This window comes from Desulfotomaculum sp. OF05-3 (genome assembly GCF_003435535.1).
In the GTDB taxonomy this organism is placed as follows: Bacteria; Bacillota; Clostridia; order Lachnospirales; family Lachnospiraceae; genus Pilosibacter; species Pilosibacter fragilis.
Genome location: NZ_QWGO01000011.1, coordinates 75,581 through 95,714 on the forward strand (window position 1 = coordinate 75,581; position 20,134 = coordinate 95,714).

At 48.6% G+C, this 20,134-nt stretch carries 16 protein-coding genes; 15 read left to right on the forward strand and 1 reads right to left on the reverse strand.

Annotation, left to right across the window (positions count from 1 at the left end; all coding sequences use genetic code 11):
• Positions 1–202 precede the first annotated feature (202 nt).
• From rsmA to DXA87_RS08030, 13 genes are all read left to right on the forward strand, one after another.
• Positions 203–1,069, forward strand: coding sequence for a 16S rRNA (adenine(1518)-N(6)/adenine(1519)-N(6))-dimethyltransferase RsmA (gene rsmA / locus DXA87_RS07965; protein WP_117503783.1), 867 nt, complete (start codon positions 203–205; stop codon positions 1,067–1,069).
• Positions 1,070–1,188: 119 nt separating this feature from the next.
• Positions 1,189–1,881, forward strand: coding sequence for an L-2-amino-thiazoline-4-carboxylic acid hydrolase (locus DXA87_RS07970; protein WP_015553983.1), 693 nt, complete (start codon positions 1,189–1,191; stop codon positions 1,879–1,881).
• A gap of 102 nt (positions 1,882–1,983) precedes the next feature.
• Entirely contained in the window at positions 1,984–3,297 is a 1,314-nt protein-coding gene (locus tag DXA87_RS07975) for an MATE family efflux transporter (RefSeq protein ID WP_117503785.1), read from the forward strand.
• Positions 3,298–3,534: 237 nt separating this feature from the next.
• Positions 3,535–4,521, forward strand: a complete 987-nt coding sequence (locus DXA87_RS07980) for a diaminopimelate dehydrogenase (RefSeq protein WP_117503788.1) — start codon at positions 3,535–3,537, stop codon at positions 4,519–4,521.
• Between the two features lie 173 nt (positions 4,522–4,694).
• The gene (locus DXA87_RS07985; RefSeq protein ID WP_117503824.1) at positions 4,695–6,071 is read left to right on the forward strand and encodes an MATE family efflux transporter; all 1,377 of its coding nucleotides are present in this window, start codon (positions 4,695–4,697) and stop codon (positions 6,069–6,071) included.
• Between the two features lie 118 nt (positions 6,072–6,189).
• Complete coding sequence (locus DXA87_RS07990) at positions 6,190–7,125, forward strand: leucine-rich repeat domain-containing protein (protein ID WP_158553051.1); 936 nt, start codon at positions 6,190–6,192, stop codon at positions 7,123–7,125.
• Between the two features lie 17 nt (positions 7,126–7,142).
• A complete protein-coding gene (locus DXA87_RS07995) occupies positions 7,143–8,507 on the forward strand; it encodes a VWA-like domain-containing protein (RefSeq protein WP_117503791.1) in 1,365 nt (454 codons plus the stop codon).
• A 195-nt stretch (positions 8,508–8,702) separates the two neighbouring features.
• Complete coding sequence (locus DXA87_RS08000) at positions 8,703–10,247, forward strand: MoxR family ATPase (RefSeq protein ID WP_117503793.1); 1,545 nt, start codon at positions 8,703–8,705, stop codon at positions 10,245–10,247.
• Between the two features lie 20 nt (positions 10,248–10,267).
• Entirely contained in the window at positions 10,268–11,140 is an 873-nt protein-coding gene (locus tag DXA87_RS08005) for a radical SAM protein (protein ID WP_117469974.1), read from the forward strand.
• A gap of 581 nt (positions 11,141–11,721) precedes the next feature.
• Positions 11,722–13,911, forward strand: coding sequence for an anaerobic ribonucleoside-triphosphate reductase (nrdD, locus tag DXA87_RS08015; protein WP_117503797.1), 2,190 nt, complete (start codon positions 11,722–11,724; stop codon positions 13,909–13,911).
• Positions 13,911–14,462, forward strand: a complete 552-nt coding sequence (nrdG, locus tag DXA87_RS08020; protein ID WP_015553993.1) for an anaerobic ribonucleoside-triphosphate reductase activating protein — start codon at positions 13,911–13,913, stop codon at positions 14,460–14,462. The genes nrdD and nrdG overlap by 1 nt, the downstream gene beginning before the upstream one ends.
• 394 nt (positions 14,463–14,856) lie before the next feature.
• On the forward strand, positions 14,857–15,303 hold the full coding sequence (locus tag DXA87_RS08025; RefSeq protein WP_117503799.1) for a MarR family winged helix-turn-helix transcriptional regulator: 447 nt from the start codon (positions 14,857–14,859) through the stop codon (positions 15,301–15,303).
• The gene (locus DXA87_RS08030) at positions 15,290–16,654 is read left to right on the forward strand and encodes an MATE family efflux transporter (RefSeq protein ID WP_117503801.1); all 1,365 of its coding nucleotides are present in this window, start codon (positions 15,290–15,292) and stop codon (positions 16,652–16,654) included. Before DXA87_RS08025 ends, DXA87_RS08030 begins: the two co-directional genes overlap by 14 nt.
• 147 nt (positions 16,655–16,801) lie before the next feature.
• On the opposite strand, the gene DXA87_RS08035 is transcribed toward DXA87_RS08030, so the two are convergent.
• Positions 16,802–17,572 (reverse strand): IclR family transcriptional regulator, encoded by a 771-nt coding sequence (locus tag DXA87_RS08035; protein WP_199537912.1) that lies wholly within the window; start codon positions 17,570–17,572, stop codon positions 16,802–16,804.
• 290 nt (positions 17,573–17,862) lie between these two features.
• Between DXA87_RS08035 and DXA87_RS08040 the strand changes: the two genes are divergently transcribed.
• Both DXA87_RS08040 and gltS read left to right on the forward strand, forming a co-directional pair.
• Positions 17,863–18,825 carry an arginase family protein gene (locus DXA87_RS08040; RefSeq protein WP_117469979.1) on the forward strand — a complete coding sequence of 321 codons (963 nt, stop codon included), beginning with the start codon at positions 17,863–17,865 and terminating at the stop codon, positions 18,823–18,825.
• A gap of 38 nt (positions 18,826–18,863) precedes the next feature.
• Positions 18,864–20,105 (forward strand): sodium/glutamate symporter, encoded by a 1,242-nt coding sequence (gltS, locus tag DXA87_RS08045; RefSeq protein ID WP_117469980.1) that lies wholly within the window; start codon positions 18,864–18,866, stop codon positions 20,103–20,105.
• Positions 20,106–20,134: the final 29 nt, after the last annotated feature.

A 20,134-nucleotide genomic window follows, 5' to 3' on the forward strand; every position in this document is an offset into this window, starting at 1 on the left:
GATCGGACTGCAATATCGGAATAGTATCAAATTTTGTATACAAGATGCACCTCATGCAACAAGTGAAAACACGCTTCGCGAGTTTCCCCTTGTTATCGCGACAGTCGCCAAGGTCTCGCGCAAGCGCGGACTTTGGCTCGTTGTTCGCGTAAATAAAAGCACCTGCGCAAAAGCGCAGTCCAAAATAGAAAGAGAGAAATAAATGGCGAATCTGGGAAACCCAAAGAATACCATAGAAATCATACAGAAGTATGAATTCATGTTTCAGAAAAAGTTCGGTCAGAACTTTTTGATCGATACCCATGTACTGGAGAAGATCATCTCTGCAGCCGGGATCACAAAGGATGACTGCGTTCTTGAGATCGGCCCGGGAATCGGAACCATGACCCAGTACCTTGCGGAGAATGCCGGACATGTTGTAGCTGTTGAGATCGACCGGAACCTGATCCCCATCTTAAAGGAGACACTGGCGGATTACGACAACGTGACCGTCATCAACGAGGATATCTTAAGAGTCGATATCAAGGCACTGGCCGAGGAATACAACGGCGGAAAGCCGATCAAGGTCGTTGCGAACCTGCCGTATTATATCACGACCCCAATCATCATGGGGCTCTTTGAGAGCGGAGTGCCGATCGACAATATTACCGTCATGGTCCAGAAGGAAGTTGCGGACCGCATGAAGGAAGGACCGGGGTCCAAGGATTACGGCGCTCTGTCCCTGGCTGTCCAGTATTACGCGGAGCCGGAGATCGTAGCGAACGTACCGCCGAACTGCTTTATCCCGCGCCCGAATGTGGGATCAGCGGTGATCCGGCTTACAAGACATAAGGAGATGCCGGTGGAGGTGAAGGATCCTGCCCTGATGTTTAAGATCATCCGCGCGTCCTTCAATCAGAGAAGAAAGACGCTGCAGAACGGTCTCGGAAATGCGCCTGAACTTCCGTATACAAAGGAACAGATCGCGGCAGCGATCGCAGAGATGGGACTCACTCCGACGATCCGCGGCGAGGCGTTAAGCCTTGCACAGTTTGCGCAGTTGTCGGATATTCTTGGAGAGATGAAATAAGAAGCATGCGGATATCTGGTCATGCGGGAAAATGAGTCTGTCCGCAGCATGGACTTTGTATACAAGCCAGAGCGCTATGGTGAAGCAGAAGAATAGAATATGGGACGGGAGGAAGCATTATGGGATTTACAGAACTGTCACACGCGTTTATCGCGGCAAAATATTATGTTTACCTGAAGGAAATCTTCGGTGACCGCGGCGAGGCGGCATTTTTGCATGCCACCCGATATTACGGCGAACAGCGTGGACGTCGGATGGCACAGCGGGCGATCCGGGACGGAAAACCTCTGACTTATGAGACATACTGCCAGTACGGTGAGTGGGTCAACACGGAAGAGGTGAAAGCACAAGGACTCGGAAACCAGTCCGAGACGACAAGCTTAAGCCCGGACTTTCAGATCCACATCCATGTCTGTCCGTGGCACACCCAGTTTAAGAATATGGGACTCCCGGAAGCGGGGCTTCTCTATTGTAAGGACCTGGATGCGTCCATTTCCCGAGGTTTCAACCCGGAGATTCGCTATGAGGTCTCCCAGACACTCCATGACCATGATTATTGTATACAGACGATCCGAAACGCCGGTTTGACGCCGGAGTCCAATATGGCAAAAAATCCGGCAGGCCTCAGATCTTTCGAGTACCACTGCGCTCACTCCTACTGGGCATACCGGGAAGTTTGTGAAGCAATCTTCGGGGAAGAGGGGACACGGATCGCTGAAAGAGTCCTTGATGATTTTGCCGCAGAGTATGGAAAAAAGATGGCAGACACGCTGGCAGGATATGCAAGGACGAATTTTAACATCGCAGACTAAGAAATCAGCAGCTTTGCAAAAAGAGCTGCTGAAATATTGCTGTTAGAAAGAAGAACAAGGTATATCGAAATACATTTTGAAGAATATTGAGGAGCAACACTTATGAAACAGATCAACATGCTGGAATCCCCGGTCCGCCAGGTATTTTTCAGTTACCTGGTGCCGTCCATCAGCGCAACACTCGTGACCTCCATTTATATTCTGGCGGACACGATGATGATCGGACGCGGAGTCGGTGGTTCCGGTATTGCGGCGATGAATATTTTACTGCCGCTCTACAACACATATTTCGGGATCGGAATGATGTGCGGAGTCGGCGGCAGCGTTCTCTTTGGGTTTTCCAGAGGACGCGGCGATGAAAAACGCGCCAGAAGTTATTTTACGGCGGCACTCTGTGTGGTGCTTGCTCTGTCAGCAGTCTTTCTGATATTGGGAAGAATCTTTTTCAACCCTCTGATTACTTTTATGGGAAATACCCCACTCTTAAATGAATACACCGTGCCTTACGGAACTGTGCTTACAACAGCGGCTCCCATGTTTGCCCTGTCTTCATTCCTTCAGGCATTCGTCCGAAATGACGGTGCGCCGAAGCTTGCCATGGCGGGCGTGATCAGCGGAGGCGTCACCAATGTGATCCTGGATTATGTATACATTTTTATCATGAAATGGGGAATGGGAGGTGCGGCGCTGGCGACAGCCACCGGAACGACACTCACGGTGCTGATCCTCGCAAGCCATTTTTTCTCGAAAGATAACCACTTGAAGCTGGAATTTAGCGATGTGTGGAGACGGGTGCCGGAGGTGCTCGGAAATGGGCTCGCAAGCTTTATTCTGGAGATCTCCAACGGCTTCGTGATGCTGCTGTTTAACCGCCAGCTCCTCGCTTACGTGGGAGAGATGGGAATCACGGTCTATGGAATCATCACAAACACCGCGCTTGTGGCATCGTCCATTTCCAACGGTATCGCTCAGGCAGTACAGCCGCTGCTCTCCGCGAACTTTGGCGCGGGAAACCTGAAGAGAGTCGGCGAGGCGAGAAAGCTGGGAGTCCGGACCGGATTTGCCGCAGGCTTCATATTCACTGCGATCGGCATGCTGATCCCGGTACAGTTGTCCTATCTGTTTCTGGACCCGACACCGGAGATCCTCACAATGGCGGTCCCGGCGATCCGGCTGTATTTCCTCTGCTTCTTAGTCAGCGAGTGGAACATCATCAGCGGAATGTATTTCCAGTCTACTGTGAGACCGCGGTTTTCTTTAACGATCACACTGCTCCGCGGAGTGATCTTAAACAGCGTGTTCGTGTTCCTTCTCCCGGCACTCTTTGGTGTAGACGGAATCTGGCTTACGGTGACTGTATCAGAGTTCATCACGGCGGGCGTTGCGTTTGTGCTTATGAAAAGGGAAAAACATTAATATATTAAAAAATATGTAAACAACGGACTCAGGGATCTTTGAGAAAAAGGATTTCGGATTCCGTTGTTTCTTTTTTCATTACCGTGTTCCCAGAAGAACCTTCTGGTGGCAGGTTTTGCAGGTGTATCTGGAAGAAACAGGAGACAAATTCGTTAAACTTATTTCAATTGACACTATAACGGCCTATTGGTAAAATGGAGATAGCGACATTAAATAAAGAAAGAAGAGGAGAACAATATGACGATCAGAATCGGAATTATGGGTTATGGAAATCTTGGACGCGGCGTTGAGTGCGCCATCAAACAGAATCCGGATATGGAGCTTGCGGCAGTATTTACAAGAAGAGATCCGAAAAATGTAAGGATCCTGACCGAAGACGCAAAGGTTTACCATGCGGACGAAGCGAAACATATGACAGATAAGATCGATGTCCTGATCCTTTGCGGCGGAAGTGCGACAGATCTTCCGGTGCAGACACCGGAGTATGCGAAATATTTCACCGTAGTGGACAGCTTTGACACACACGCGAGAATTCCGGAGCATTTTGCAGCTGTCGATGCAGCGGCAAAGGAAGCAGGAAATGTAGCAGTGATCTCCGCAGGCTGGGATCCGGGCATGTTCTCCTTAAATCGTGTATACGCAAACGCAATTCTCCCGGATGGAAAAGACTATACATTCTGGGGCAAGGGCGTAAGTCAGGGACATTCTGACGCGATCCGCCGTATCAATGGCGTGAAGGACGCGAGACAGTACACAGTACCGGTTGAGAGCGTGTTAGAGAAGATCAGAAACGGCGAGACCCCGGAACTCACAACGAGAGAGAAACACACGAGAGAGTGCTTCGTCGTAGCGGAAGAGGGCGCTGATCTTGCCCGCATCGAGAAAGAAATCGTGACGATGCCGAACTACTTCTCCGACTATGACACAACGGTTCATTTCATCAGCGAGGAAGAGATGAAGCGTGACCACTCCACACTCCCGCATGGCGGTTTCGTGATCAGAAACGGAAGGACCGGTTGGAACAAGGAGAATGCACATGTGATCGAGTACCGCCTGAAACTGGATTCCAACCCGGAATTTACTTCATCCGTGATCGTTTGCTGTGCCCGCGCCGCATTCCGCATGAAGCAGGAGGGAATGAGCGGATGCAAGACCATTCTTGATATTCCGCCGGCATACCTTTCCGCAAAGAGCGGCGAGGAACTCAGAAAGAATCTCCTGTAATCATAAAAAGAACCTTTAAAGGCGGCGAAAGAGCCTGCCTTTGATCGATCATATTTCCGCCCTGTGTCCGCAGCCGACAGATACAGATACAGGGCGGAAGTATCAATTGCCATGCATTCAGAGAAGACCGTAAACGGGCGCCATGCATGGCGGATTTTGTAGAGGGTGAAGATATGACACTTAAGAAGAATCATCCGGCAGGCTACAACGGGATCACGGACGGTGTGATCTGGCAGCAGCTTCTGCTTTTTTTCTTTCCGATCCTGTTCGGGACATTTTTCCAGCAGCTTTACAACACGGCAGATGCCATGATCGTTGGAAAATTCGTTGGAAAAGAAGCACTTTCCGCGGTAGGGGGTACGACAGGAACGCTGATCAACCTGTTAGTTGGCTTCTTCGTCGGAATGTCCTCCGGCGCGGCCGTTGTCGTATCCCAGTTCTATGGGGCAAAGGAAGACCAGCAGGTGCAGAAATCGGTCCACACATCGTTCTGTCTGGCGCTGGCCGGCGGTGTGACACTCTTAGTGATCGGTGAGATCTTCACTCCGGCTGCGATCCGGGCTATGGGTGCTCCCGAAGAGATCCTTGGATATTCTGTTACATACCTCAGGATCTATTTTCTGGGTATCATTGGAAATCTGGTCTATAACATGGGAGCTGCGATCCTGCGAGCTGTGGGAGATTCTAAGAGACCGCTGTATTTTCTTGTGGCGAGCTGCCTGACCAATATTGCTCTGGATCTCCTGTTTGTAGTCTGTTTTCATATGGAAGTTGCCGGGGCGGCGCTTGCGACGATCATGTCCCAGCTTTTATCGGCAGTACTCGTTATGATAACGCTGATCCGGACAAAAGAATCTTACCGTTTTATCCCGAAGGAACTCCGTGTGGAGCCGGTATTATTAAAGAGGATCATAAAGATCGGTCTTCCGGCGGGACTCCAGTCCATGATGTACTCGATCTCCAATATCCTGATTCAGGCAAACATCAATGGATACGGAACGAATACGATCGCGTCCTGGGCGGTTTACGGAAAGATCGACGGTATTTTCTGGATGACTATGGATGCCATGGGAATCTCCGTGACGACCTTTGCGGGTCAGAACTTCGGTGCGGGCAAGATCAGACGTTTAAAGAAGGGAACCTACGTGGGACTTCTCATGTCGACGATCATCACGGCGGCACTCGGTCTGTTTATGTTTACGGCGGGACCGGTTCTGATCAGTCTCTTTACGAACGATGTGGATGTTATGGCTGAGAGCATGAACATCCTTTGTTTCCTGGTACCGTTCTGGTTCTGCTATATCTGCGTCAACGTATATCCGTGTACTCTGCGCGGTGTGGGCGATGCCCTGATCCCGATGCTGATCATCTGTGTCGGTACATGTATCCTGCGTGTGCTCTGGGTATTCGGCGCGGGCGCGGTCCATCCGGGGCTGTATACAACGCTGACGAGTTATCCGTTAAGCTGGAGTATCACTTCGCTGGCATTCCTGGTATACTATTACCGGTTTAGTGCGATGAGAAAGTTAAATAAACTGATTGAAGAATAAGCATAACTGTTCGGCAGGTCTGTGAACTAATTGCGCTGGTCTGCTGAACAATTATAATAAGTGTAACTGGAATATGGATGTTGAATTTGAATTTAAAGAGAAAAATGGGGGCGCTTGTGTGACAAAGCTTTTGGCACCAGGCGCCGTCTGCGTGGTACCGGAAAGTCTGGGCGGACTCCCGGTGACAGAGCTGGCAGACAAGGTATTTTCGGGGAGCACGGTGGAGAAAGTCTATCTACCGCGGACACTCACCCGGATCGGAAGATATGAATTTTATGGATGTGAGAAGCTTCAAGAGATCCATTTTTACGGGGCACTCCGGGAAGTCGGCGGCGGTGTGTTTACGGGCTGCCGGAATATCAGGAGTCTGACTGTGCATATGGGGGTGGATGAAGAGTCGGCGCTCAGGGATTTTGTGACGGAGATCAATGAGAGAGTCACAGTGCATGTGTTTATACAGGGCGGACAAAATCGAATGCAGGACGAGAGAGACACGGACTTTGAACGAACATCGCTGGCTTCAAGTACTTTTGAGGAAGAGAACGGGGAGACAGAGACTGCGCGTGTGATCTTCCCGGAATACTACGACGAGGCGGTGGAAAATACGCCCGCCAGGATCACGGTATCCAATATCCACGGTGCAGGGCAGAAGTACCGCTACTGTTTTGAGGGACGAAAATTCCGATTTGACAGGTATGATAAAATGTTTGTGTATGAAAAAGCAGAGGAATCGGTTCTCATGGCATCGAAGATCGCGGTGACCCGGCTGCAGTATCCGAAAGGACTGTGGGAGAGCGCGAAAAAGGAATATGAAAAGTTTCTTATGGAGAATCTTTATGAAGTACTTCTCGGCAGCCTTGAGGACCCGGAGATGGTGAAATGGCTGGCAGGGCAGTATCTGACACCGGAAAAGAATCCGCTGACGGCGGATAAGATGTCGGGGCTGATCACGGAGATCTCGAAAAAGCATCTGCCGGAGCTTTCGGGGATGTTTATGGAGATCCAGAGGAAGAAGTTTGGCGTAAAGAAGAAAAAGTTTGATTTTGATTTGTGAGGAGGTCAGAAATCGTCATGAGAGAAGATGCGGCATGGTCGCCGATCCTGAGAGAGCAGGGCGCGCTGGAAGAACTGGCGGCGATCGGCGTTGAGATCATACGGAACGCGAGAAATGAGCTGTATCTTTCCATGCGGTTTCTCGACGTGGCCTTAAACGGCCTGTTCCCGGTGGCGGACAACAGCATCAAGGGAATCGGAACGGACGGAACCTTATTATCCTTTGAGACGGGATACATCTGCGGCTGGTACCGGAGAAATCCTGTTTATGTAAATCGTATGATCCTGCACGAGACCCTCCACTGCCTTTTTGTCCACCCATGGTCTAGAAAAAAGCGGACGGAGGAATACTGGAATCTGGCATGTGATATCGCTGTGGAGTCCCTGATCGACGGGATCCACAAGCCCTGCGTCCACCTGCCAATGTCCCCGGTGCGGGCAGAATTCTACGGACGGCTGCAGAAAAAGATCAAGGTACTGAACGCGGAGAGTATCTACCACACCATGCAGAAGCTGGAGCTTTCGGAGATCGAATATGAGCGGCTCTGCCGGGAATTTTGCCGGGACGATCATTCCAGATGGGAGAAAGAGGACGAGAAAAAGTCCCCGAATCCCAACCGGAACCGAAAAAACGATTGGGATGACAAGCGGGAGAAGATGCAGGCGGAGATGGAGGCGTTTTCCAACGAGGCGGCGGATGACTCCAAGGAGCTGATGGACCAGCTGGCGGTGGAAAACCGGGAGCGGTACGATTACCGGAAATTTTTGCGGAAATTTTCGGTGCTGAAGGAGACGGTTCAGATCGATCCGGATGCGTTCGACTATGTATTCTACAATTATGGCATGCAGTTATACGGAAATATGCCGTTGATCGAGCCCCTTGAGACGAAGGAAGTCCGGCGGATCGAGGATTTTGTGGTCGTTATCGACACTTCGATGTCATGTTCCGGGGAGCTGGTGAAGAAATTCCTGGAAGAGACCTACGGGGTGCTGGCTCAGTCGGAGAGCTTCTTTAAGAAGGTCAATATCCACATTTTGCAGTGCGACGATAAAGTACGGCAGGATGTGAAGATCGAGAGCGAGGAGGACCTTCGGAATTATATGGACCACATGGAGCTCCATGGCATGGGCGGGACTGATTTCCGCCCGGCATTCCTGCATGTGGACCAGATGATCAAGGCGGGAAAGTTCAGCAGGTTGCGGGGACTTCTCTATTTTACGGACGGATATGGGACATTTCCGGTGAAAATGCCGCCCTACGACACGGCCTTCGTGTTTATGCGGGATAATTATACTGACGCGGACGTTCCGCCCTGGGCGATGAAGGTGATTCTGGACCCGGAGTCGATGGAGGACGTGGGGAAAATATTAGATGGAAAATAGTAACTGTTCAGTAGGTCTGCGCATTTACTGCGCTGACCGTAAGAAAACTTAGAATGGAAGGCAAAAATCCTATCGGCATAGCCGATTTGGAATGGATTTTTGCGCGTAACTGTGGGGGTACTGAACAGTTACGGAAAGTAAAAGGTTTGACAGGCTGGTTCACGGACTGTAAAAATTATACCGGAGTAAAAAGATATGAACATCAAGCGTGCAAAACAGGAAATTAAAAATACGATACAGGTGTATCTGACGAAGAACGCACACGGGGAATACGAGATCCCGTCCATGCGGCAGCGCCCGGTGCTGCTCATCGGTCCGCCAGGAATCGGAAAGACCCAGATTATGGAGCAGGTGGCGCGGGAGTGTGGAATCGGTCTCGTCTCCTACACGATCACGCACCATACGAGACAGAGTGCCATCGGTCTCCCGTTTATCTCGGAGAAGACTTACGGCGGGAAGAATGTCCATGTGACGGAATATACCATGAGCGAGATCGTTGCGGCGATCTACAATAAGATCGAGGACACAGGACTCTCCGAGGGACTTCTCTTCATCGATGAGATCAACTGCGTTTCCGAGACGCTGGCTCCGGCCATGCTGCAGTTTTTGCAGTATAAGACTTTCGGAAATCATAAGATCCCGGATGGCTGGATCATCGTGGCGGCAGGAAACCCGCCGGAATACAATAAATCCGTGCGGGAATTCGATATTGCGACCCTGGACCGCATCAAAAAGATTGATGTGGAGGCAGATTTTGAGGTCTGGAAGGAATACGCGAAACAGGCGGATATTCATCCGGCGATCCTGTCGTTCCTCACCGCAAAGCCGCAGTATTTTTACCAGGTGGAGACCACCGTGGACGGAAAAGTGTTCGCGACACCTCGTGGATGGGAAGACCTCTCCGGATTTTTGAAGGTCTGCGAGAAGGTGGGGCTTACCTGCGACCGGGAGGTTGTGGTACAGTATATCGAGCACCCCCGGATCGCGAAAGATTTTGCAAACTATCTGGAATTATATAAGAAGTATCAGGCGAGATACCAGATCGACGAGATCCTGGAAGGAAAGCGGGACGAGCACCTGATGGAACAGGCGGCGAAAGCGCCGTTTGATGAGAAGCTTTCGATCATCAGCCTGATTTTAGCGAAGCTCGATGTGGAGTTCAAGGCTTATGCGCAGAAAGAGGATTATCTGGAAGTGCTGTTTGGAGAGCTGAAAGCATTCAAGAGAAGCTTGGAAGGTAAAGCGGAGGCCGGAGAAACGATAGAGACAGTGCCGCAGACTCCGATCGCCATCTTTTCCCAGCAGATCGAGGCATTCACTGCGGTATCCGAGCAGAAACAGAAAGCCGGACTCCTCACGAGGTCGGAAAAGTATCGCTGTGTCGATATCACAGCGGCCATGAATCGGTATCTACAGACTGTGAAAGCAGAACTGTTATCTGATGGCGGTGAGATATTCGACCGGTTCCGGGAGATGTTTGGTGACGAACGGACAGAACTTGAGGATCTGTGCGCTCATGCCGGACAGACACTGGAGTATGGCTTTGATTTCATGGAAGGAACATTCGGCAGCAGTCAGGAGATGGTGGTGTTTATCACAGAACTGAACTCCAGCGTCCCGGCCGTGCGGTTCTTACAGGAAAATGAGTGTGAACGATATTTTGAATACAATAAGAATCTGCTGTTTGATGAGAGACGGGCAGATATTCTGAGCAGGCTGGACAGACTTGGGGCATTTTAATTGGAAAGGAAAGTGATCGTATGGAATACGAAGGAACCGTATACCGCCCGCCGAGCGAGGCGAGAAGCTTAATTATTCAGGTGACTGTGGGCTGTGCCCATAACCGGTGCACCTTCTGCAACATGTACCGGGTGAAAAAATTCCGAGTGCGGACAAAAGAAGAGATCATGAAGGATCTGGACGAATGCCGCGATTATTACGGACCGTATGTCAGCCGCGTATTCTTTGCAGACGGTGATGCACTGGTGGTAAAGACAGAACTTCTTTTAGAGCTTTTAGCCTACGTCCACAAAAATTTCCCGTATGTGGAACGGATCACCTCCTATGGGACTGCAAAGGATGTTCTGGCAAAGTCCGAGGAAGATTTAAAAGCCTTAGCGGCAGCAGGACTCGAGATGGTCTATATCGGAGCGGAATCCGGCGATGACCGCGTTCTGGAGCATATCCATAAGGATGTGACGGCGGCCCAGATCGCGGCGGCGGGACAGAAATTGAAGCGCTGCGGCATCAAGACCTCTGTGACGCTGATCTCCGGCCTCGGCGGAAGAAAAGGGATCCGGGAACATGCCATCAAGTCGGCGGAGCTGATCAATCAGATGAATCCGGAGTATGCCTCCTTCCTGACATTGCGCCTCTATGAGGGGACCCAGATGAATGAGGAAGTAAAACGCGGGGAGATGGAGCTTATCACCCCGGACGAGATCGTGGAGGAAATGGAGCTGTTTTTAACACACATTGATTCTCCCGGAACGATCTTCCGGACAAACCACGCGTCCAACTATGTAGTGCTTGCGGGAACTTTTAACGAAGATATTCCGAAAATGCTGGCACAACTGGAGGACGCAAAGAAAAGACAGCGTTACCGCCTTGAAGAATGGCGCAGACATATTTAAGTAAGAAGAGCAGAGAAAACAGTCCCGCGGGCTTTCTGGACGCTTAAAACGGCAGAAAAATGGCTCGCGGGATGTGCCTTTTCAGGGGCTTTCCGGGACGATCCCGGAGGGGATTCTTCTTGTAGATTGTATTCAAAAAACAACAAGATATAGTTTTGAATCATGAATTTTTCACCATATATATGGTTTTGGTATATCATATTTATATAGCAGTACTCCTTGCAATCCGGGAACAATACAGTTATAATAGAATCGTTCTCGCGTGAGTGACTAAAAATAACGCGGTGGGAACATGACATGACCGCCTTAAGAGACTCGTGGCGGCAGGTCCGACAGATCAATCATAAAATATCTAAATCAGATAAAATTTCTGTATAATTCTGAAAAAACAAACTGTATATACAACCAAGAAAACTATCAGCAACTGAAATGTACATGCCTGAGGCCGGCCGGTAAATGCGCGGACCTGTAGGTCAGCTGTGTTTTTTGACAGAATAGACAGAAGAGAAAAACAGGCAACGGCAGTTGTGCGTAAAACGGACAATTCTGCCAACACAATGAAATGAAACGGGGAATCAGGGATGAAGATCATCAAAAGAAACGGAGCGGAGGAAAGTTTTGACACGCTCAAGATCGTAAATGCGGTCCAGAAGGCGTGCAACGCCACAGAAAATGCCTATCTGGCACCGGAACAGCTTACGGATATCGCGGATTATGTAGAGTATAAGTGCAATAAGCTGGGACGTGCTGTGTCTGTAGAGGAGATTCAGGATATGGTCGAGAACCAGTTGATGGCCATCGGTGCTTTTGCGATCGCAAAAAACTATGTGCGCTACCGCTATGACCGCTCTCTGGTGCGGAAAGCAAATACGACGGACAACCGGATCCTGTCCCTGATCGAGTGCAACAACGAAGAGGTTATGCAGGAAAATTCCAACAAGAATCCGACGGTCAACAGCGTACAGCGTGACTATATGGCTGGAGAGGTCAGCAAGGATCTTACGAGAAGACTTCTTCTTCCGGAAGATATTGTAGAGGCGGATAAGCAGGGAATCATCCACTTCCATGACTCCGACTATTTTGCACAGCATATGCACAACTGCGATCTTGTAAACCTGGAGGATATGCTGCAGAACGGCACCGTGATCAGCGAGACACTGATCGAGCGCCCGCACAGCTTTTCCACAGCCTGCAACATCGCGACCCAGATCATCGCGCAGGTTGCCAGCAACCAGTATGGCGGACAGAGCATCAGCCTTGCGCATCTCGCTCCGTTCGTTCAGGTATCGAGAGTGAAGATCCGTCAGGAAGTGATCGGCGAGATGAAGGATCTTGGAATTGCTGTGACAGAGGATCAGATCGATAAGCTCACGGAGGAGCGTCTCCGCAGAGAGATCACGAAGGGAATCCAGACGATCCAGTATCAGGTCGTAACACTCCTTACCACAAACGGACAGGCACCATTCGTTACCGTTTACATGTACCTCGACGAGGCAAAGAACCCGCAGGAGAAAAAAGACCTTGCGATGATCATCGAGGAGACCTTAAAACAGAGATATCTTGGCGTTAAAAATGAAGCCGGTGTATGGATCACACCGGCATTCCCGAAGCTGATCTATGTTCTCGATGAGGACAATATCACTCCGGATGCGCCGTATTACTATTTGACAGAGCTTGCAGCAAAATGTACCGCAAAGCGCATGGTTCCGGACTACATCTCTGCGAAGAAGATGCGGGAATTAAAGGGCGATGTGTATACATGCATGGGCTGCCGTTCCTTCCTGACCCCGGACCGTTCCTATGTAAAAGGAAACCTTGCGAATGCAGGAAACTACCGGGAAGGCGAGCGCAAGTATTATGGGCGCTTCAATCAGGGCGTTGTGACGGTAAACCTTGTTGATATCGGACTCAGCGCAAGAAAAGACATGAACAGGTTCTGGGAGATCTTTGATGAGAGAATGGAACTCTGCCACCGCGCAATGCGCTGCCGCCACGAGAGATTAAAAGGAACTTTATCCGACGCGGCTCCGATCCTCTGGCAGTATGGCGCTCTTGCCCGCTTAAAGAAAGGTGAGACCATCGACAAGCTCCTCTATGACGGATATTCCACACTTTCTCTGGGATATGCAGGCCTGTGGGAATGTGTATACAGCTTAATTGAGAAGAAATTAACTGAGCCGGAAGGAAAGAAACTTGGTCTTGAGATCATGCAGAAGTTAAATGACTACTGCACGAAGTGGAAAGAGGCGGAGAATATCGATTACAGCATCTACGGAACCCCGCTGGAGTCCACAACCTACTCTTTTGCGAAGAGTCTCCAGAGACGTTTCGGTATCGTAAAGGGCGTAACCGACAGAAACTACATCACGAACAGCTACCATGTACATGTAACGGAACCGATCGACGCCTTCAGTAAGTTAAAATTAGAGTCTGAATTTCAGGCACTGTCCCCGGGCGGAGCAATCAGCTACGTGGAAGTTCCGAACATGCAGGATAATATCCCGGCTGTTCTTCAGGTCATCCGCTACATCTATGACAATATCATGTACGCGGAGTTAAATACGAAGAGCGATTACTGTCAGGTATGCGGCTACGACGGCGAGATCAAGATCATCGAGGATGACGGAAAGCTCGTATGGGAATGCCCGCATTGCGGAAACCGTGACCAGAGCAAGCTCAACGTTGCAAGACGTACCTGCGGATACATCGGAACACAGTTCTGGAATCAGGGCAGAACACAGGAAATTAAGGAAAGGGTACTGCACCTGTAATGAATTACGGAGAGATCAAAACATGTGATATTGCAAACGGTGAGGGAGTCCGCGTGTCCCTCTTTGTGTCCGGCTGTACACATCACTGTAAAAATTGCTTTAATGATGTGGCGTGGGATTTCGGATACGGAAAGCCGTTTACGGAAGAGACGGAAGAAATGTTATTAAAGGCGCTGGAGCCGGATTATGTGGATGGATTATCGCTTCTTGGCGGAGAACCCTTTGAGCCGGAAAACCAGCGGGCACTTCTCCCGTTCTTAAAGAAAGTGCGCGAGAGATTCCCGAAGAAAAATATCTGGTGCTATACCGGTTATCTTTTCGATAAAGAGCTTCTCGGTGAGAGCCGGGCGAGATGTGAGTGTACGGATGAGATGTTAAGCCTGATCGATGTCCTCGTGGACGGCGAGTTTGTTCAGGAGCTCTACAGCGTGGCACTGGCATTCCGCGGTTCGGAGAACCAGAGGATCATCGACGTGAAAAAGTCTCTGGAAACAGGGGAGATCGTCTGGCATGCTCTGATGAGCCGGGGGATCTCGATGAAGTTTAATTAGAATATAAAGCTATATATAGAAAAGATCCGGCAGTTGGGTTGTTTTACAGGGATTTTTGATTCTGTAAGACAACTTGACTGCCGGATTTTTTTGATGTAATAGGAAATTCCGAGAAATTCCCTGTCACACAAAAGGCACTAACGTGCCAATGATGCGCACTTGCGCGAAGATGTAGATTGTCGCAAGCGCCTGCGCGAATGTGCCAAGGCACATCCTTTTTTATAAAATCTGTAGTGCAGGTAAGGACATCATGTGAAGAACGAGATCTGGATAAGGCACCTGGATAGGCTTAGAATGCTTAGAACTGTCGCTGCTCTTGACTTTTTAAGAATAGTCCTGTATACTAATATAGTTCTAAATAGAACAGTTCACTTTTAAACCAGAGGTGATACACATGAAATTTGTTGATTTTATAGCGGACAGCCGGGATTTCTATACGGGGCTCATTGATCCGGTCTGCAAAAAATACGGGCTGACCCAGATGGAATTCAATATTCTGCTGTTTCTCGCCAACAATCCGGAGTGCGACACCGCCGCCCGGATTATCAAGAAGCGGGCTTTTACAAAGTCCCATGTTTCCATGTCTGTCCGCTCATTAGAAGAGCGCGGACTGCTCACAGGGGAATATTATGGGACGGACCGGAGGACGATCCATCTGAAACTTACGGACGCTGCTGCGCCGATAGTCTCTGATGGAAAAAACGTCCAGAAACGGGCTGCTGAGATCATCTGCCGCGGATTCTCCCCGGAAGAGCACCGGATGCTGTTCGAACTTATGAACCGGATCAATTCAAACATTTCAGATTACAGGAAAGAAGGAAAACTGCATGAACAACAGTAAAGAATTTCTTGGGACAGAGCCGATCGGAAAACTCCTCTTTAAGCTTGCCGTTCCCTCTGTCATCGCACAGATCGTCAACATGCTGTACAACATTGTTGACCGGATCTACATTGGACATATCCCGGGAAGCGGAAGTCTCGCTCTGACCGGTGTCGGTGTCTGCCTGCCGATCATTATGGTAGTCTCTGCCTTCGCAGCTCTGGTCGGATCCGGAGGTGCGCCGAGAGCGTCGATCTTTATGGGAAAAGACGATATGGACTCCGCGGAGAAGATCCTTGGTGGCTGCTTCACGGTCCAGATCATCATCTCCGCGATCTTGACGGCGATCTTGTTGCTGTTTGGCCGTTCTATGCTGCTGGTATTCGGTGCCAGTGAGAACACCATCGACTACGCCGTTGATTACATGAGTATCTACGCTGTCGGAACGATCTTTGTCCAGATGACGCTGGGCATGAATATGTTCATCACGGCCCAGGGATTTTCAAAGATCAGTATGCTGACAGTTACCATCGGCGCTGTCTGCAACATCATTCTGGATCCGATTTTTATCTTCGGGCTTGGCATGGGCGTAAAGGGCGCAGCTCTTGCGACGATCATCTCTCAGGCGGTGTCCTGCAGCTGGGTTCTTACGTTCCTGACAGGAAAGAAGACATTCCTGCGGATCAAAAAGGAGAACTTAAAGCCGGCTCCATCCATCATTCTCCCGTGCCTGGCACTGGGGCTTTCCACATTTGTGATGCAGTCCAGTGAGAGCGTCATCTCCGTATGCTTTAACTCTTCCCTGTTAAAATACGGTGGAGATCTGGCGGTCGGTGCCATGACGATCCTTACAAGTACGATGCAGTTCGCGATGCTGCCGCTTCAGGGAATCGGACAGGGCGCGCAGCCGATCATGAGCTATAACTACGGAGCGAGAAATATCGACCGTATGAAGAAGACATTCAAGCTCCATCTCGTGATCTCCCTGATCTATTCCACGTTGTTCTGGCTCTTTGTCCAGCTTTTCCCGGCAACCTTCGCGGGAATCTTCAGCTCCGATCCAGAACTCGTTTCCTTTACCGCAGGCGCTCTGCGGATCTACTGCGGTGCGATGTTCCTCTTTGGAATCCAGCTCGCCTGCCAGATGACCTTCGTTGCCATCGGATATGCGGTATGCTCGATCATCGTGGCGGTTGTGCGTAAATTTGTGCTTCTGCTTCCGTTAATCTTCATTGTTCCGATGTTCGTCAGCAATAAAACGCTGGGCGTCTACATGGCAGAGCCGATCGCGGATGCGATCGCAGTGACATTCACGGCGATTTTGTTTTCAATTCAATTTAAAAAGGCACTTAAAAAATTAGATAAGGCATAATAATCTTATACGCATATAGAAAAATCCGATGATCAGGATAACTGCACCAGTAAAATCGTACAGTATCCGATTATCGGATTTTTATTTCAATGGAAACAGTTTGATTCAAGACTTTGCTTGTCTAGAAAATATACTGAGTAAAAGGTTTTAAAGAGCTTCCTTTCTTTTTCCATCACATTTTAATAATATATTTTTAACTGCCTGTTGCAATGAATGTACCAGAACCATATAATCTAAACCGCGTAAACGCTCAACAGGTCCGGAGTAGGTTAGTGTATAAATATGATCCGGCATAGGAAGTGGAACTGCTACGGCAGCGACTCCCTCATCTACCTCCCCTTCGGAGATACAATATCCCCGCTGCCGGATTTCTTTTACTTGATTACGCAGCTTTTCTTCCAGACCAGGATAATTTTGAATTAGACGTTCAACCAATTCATCTGATTGTGCAGCCAGCAAAGTCTTACCGGTTGCACCACAATCTAAAGGTACAATATAACCGTTTTCACTTGAAATTCCCAAATTATGATGTCCTTTTACAAGATCCACGCAAATGCCCGTATCTCCGCGCAAAGAGGAAAGCACGACGGTTTCATTGTGTAAATCACACAAGCGGCGCATTTCTTCACTGATTAGCTGGCGTGTGGTATAGTGCACAGACACGGCAGATGCAATCATTAAAATACCGCTGCCCAACCGGTATTGTCCATTGGTGCTGGATTGCTCGATCCAGCCTACAGACTGCAGTGTGCGCAAAATACGGTATACTGTTGTTTTATGCAGACCAATCGCGCGGCTGATCTCAGTTAGGCTTAAATATTCCCGGCGCTGGGAAGCATAGTAATCTAGAATTTTTGTGGCATGAAGTACCGAATTTACCATAGGTGTGGAGGATTCAATAAAATTCGTATCGCCCATAAAGATTACTCCTTTTCTGTGTCCATTTTCTGAGTGGGGTGGCACTTTGCGGTCAGCGCAGTAAAGGCGCGGACTTATTAGACAACTACTAATGTAGTTTCATTATAGTAAACTGCCTGAAAAAAGTCAATCTGATATGTACTAGAATAGAAACAAACTGTTTCACGTGAGTGTCTGTATTTCAAAATAGACAACAAAACCTTGACTTATTTCTTAGATAGCATATAATGATATCAGAAAGACACAAAAACAAAACGCGTTTCAAAATTGTGACTAATAGGAGGTTTATTATGAATGCTTTTACTGTACAAGATGCACCGTTAAATATGGCACCTACTGGTATTGCGACTTTTGCTAAAGTACCGATCTGCTATGATATTCATCACGCTAATGCAGATATCGCTATTTTGGGCGCGCCATTTGATCTGGCGATTCAGGGAAAAACAGGATGTCGCCTTGGACCGCGTGGAATCCGCAATGCATCTACCCGCTTCCGCATGAAAAAGGGCGGCAACTATGATCCTGAGCGTAATAAGAGTTATCTGGATACCGATCTGTGGCGCGTGGTAGATTGTGGTGACTGTGATTATGTTCCGGGTGATTTAACTGCTACGAATAAAAATTTGGAAGAAGCAGTTCGCATTCTGGCAAAGCAGGGGGTTATGCCTATCGTTTTAGGTGGTGACTGTTCAGTCGGTCATCAAGCTGTAAAAGGATTAGATTGTTATTCCCAACTGGACATCATCCATTTTGATTCCCATCTGGATTGGACAAAACCGCTGAATGGTCAGCCATATTTCAATGGTTCACCTATGCGAAATAATTCCACACTGCCATATGTGGAAAAAATGATTCATCTGGGCATTCGCGGTATAGGAAGCAGTGGACCTGCTGATTTTGAGGAAGCACGTGCAAATGGCGATAAAATATATTCTGTTAAGGATTATCGTCGTGTTGGAATTGAAGAAATTTTAAAGAATTTGGAAGCTGGCCGTAATACGTTTATCCATTTTGATATTGATGCTATGGACTATCCGTTATCGAAAGGTACAGGATCTCCTATGCTGGGTGGATTTACATACGATGAAGCAACTGAGATGTTGGAAGCGATTGCGAACCACTGCAATGTAGTTGGTATGGCTATGACAGAAGTTGCTCCACAGTATGATGATGAAGGTGACACTACCTGTTACACAGCGGCTCGCCTGACTTGTGATCTGATGGGGTTTGCAACGAAAGCACGTGAAAAATAAAAAACTTGTCTGCTTTACAAAAAAAGGAGGATGCGCACATGTCGTTTGAGGTCATTGATTCCCTTTTTACCATCAAGGCTGATGGTATTATGACAGTTGCCATGGCTGCTGTGATATTGCTTATCGGTTTCTTTATCAAGAGCAAGGTTAAATTTTTGGAAAAATATTGTATTCCAGCACCTGTTGTTGGCGGATTCCTGTTTATGTTTGTCACTTTTATTGGTCATGTGACGGGAACATTTGCATTTTCGTTTGACAGTATGTATCAGTCGCCATTTATGCTTGCTTTCTTTACAACAGTTGGATTGGGCGCAAGTATCAGTTTACTGAAAAAAGGTGGCATGTTACTTATTGTTTACTGGCTGATTGCGGGTATTATCTCTGCTTTTCAGAATGTGATCGGCATCGGTGTAGGCAAGCTGGTTGGATTGGAGGCTCCTTATGCATTGCTCTCCAGCGCTATTTCCATGGTAGGTGGTCATGGTGCAGCGGCTGCTTATGGCAGTACATTCGCGGATATGGGATATACAGCAGCACCTCTGGTAGGAGCGGCAGCAGCAACGTTTGGATTAATCAGTGCTGTTATGGTAGGTGGCCCAGTTGGACGGCGGTTAATTGTAAAATACAATTTAAAACCGGATGCATCTGAAAATTTCGAGAGTGATATTAATACAGTAAACGCAGCCGGAGCAGCAAAGCTGAGCAGCCTGGATGTAATAAAGAATGTGACAGCTTTACTTGTTTGCATGGCGCTGGGAACTATGGTTTCCGGTTGGATTGGAAAGCGAATCGGAATGAGCTTTCCTACTTATGTGGGCGCAATGTTTGTAGCGGTAATAGTTCGCAACCTTAATGAAAAATTTAATTTTTATAATTTCGATTTTGCGATAGTTGATGGAATCGGAGATGTTATGTTATCACTGTATCTGTCTATTGCACTGATGACGCTGAAATTGTGGGAATTAGCTGGTCTGATCGGCGGTGTTCTGGTGGTGCTGATCTGTCAGGTAGTATTCATGGTTCTTGTCAGCTACTTTGTAGTATTCCGCCTGTTAGGAAAGAACTACGATGCAGCTGTAATGTGTGCTGGTCTGTGCGGCCATGGTCTAGGTGCTACTCCATCAGCAATTGTGAACATGACTGCTGTGAATGAGCGTTATGGCATGTCCCGCCGCGCAATGATGATTGTTCCTATCGTTGGCGCATTCTTGGTTGATATTATTTATCAACCGCAGACAATTTGGTTTATTAAGACCTTCGTACAGGGGTTTGTCGGTTAAAACCTTATGAAAATGCATTTAAAAACTCT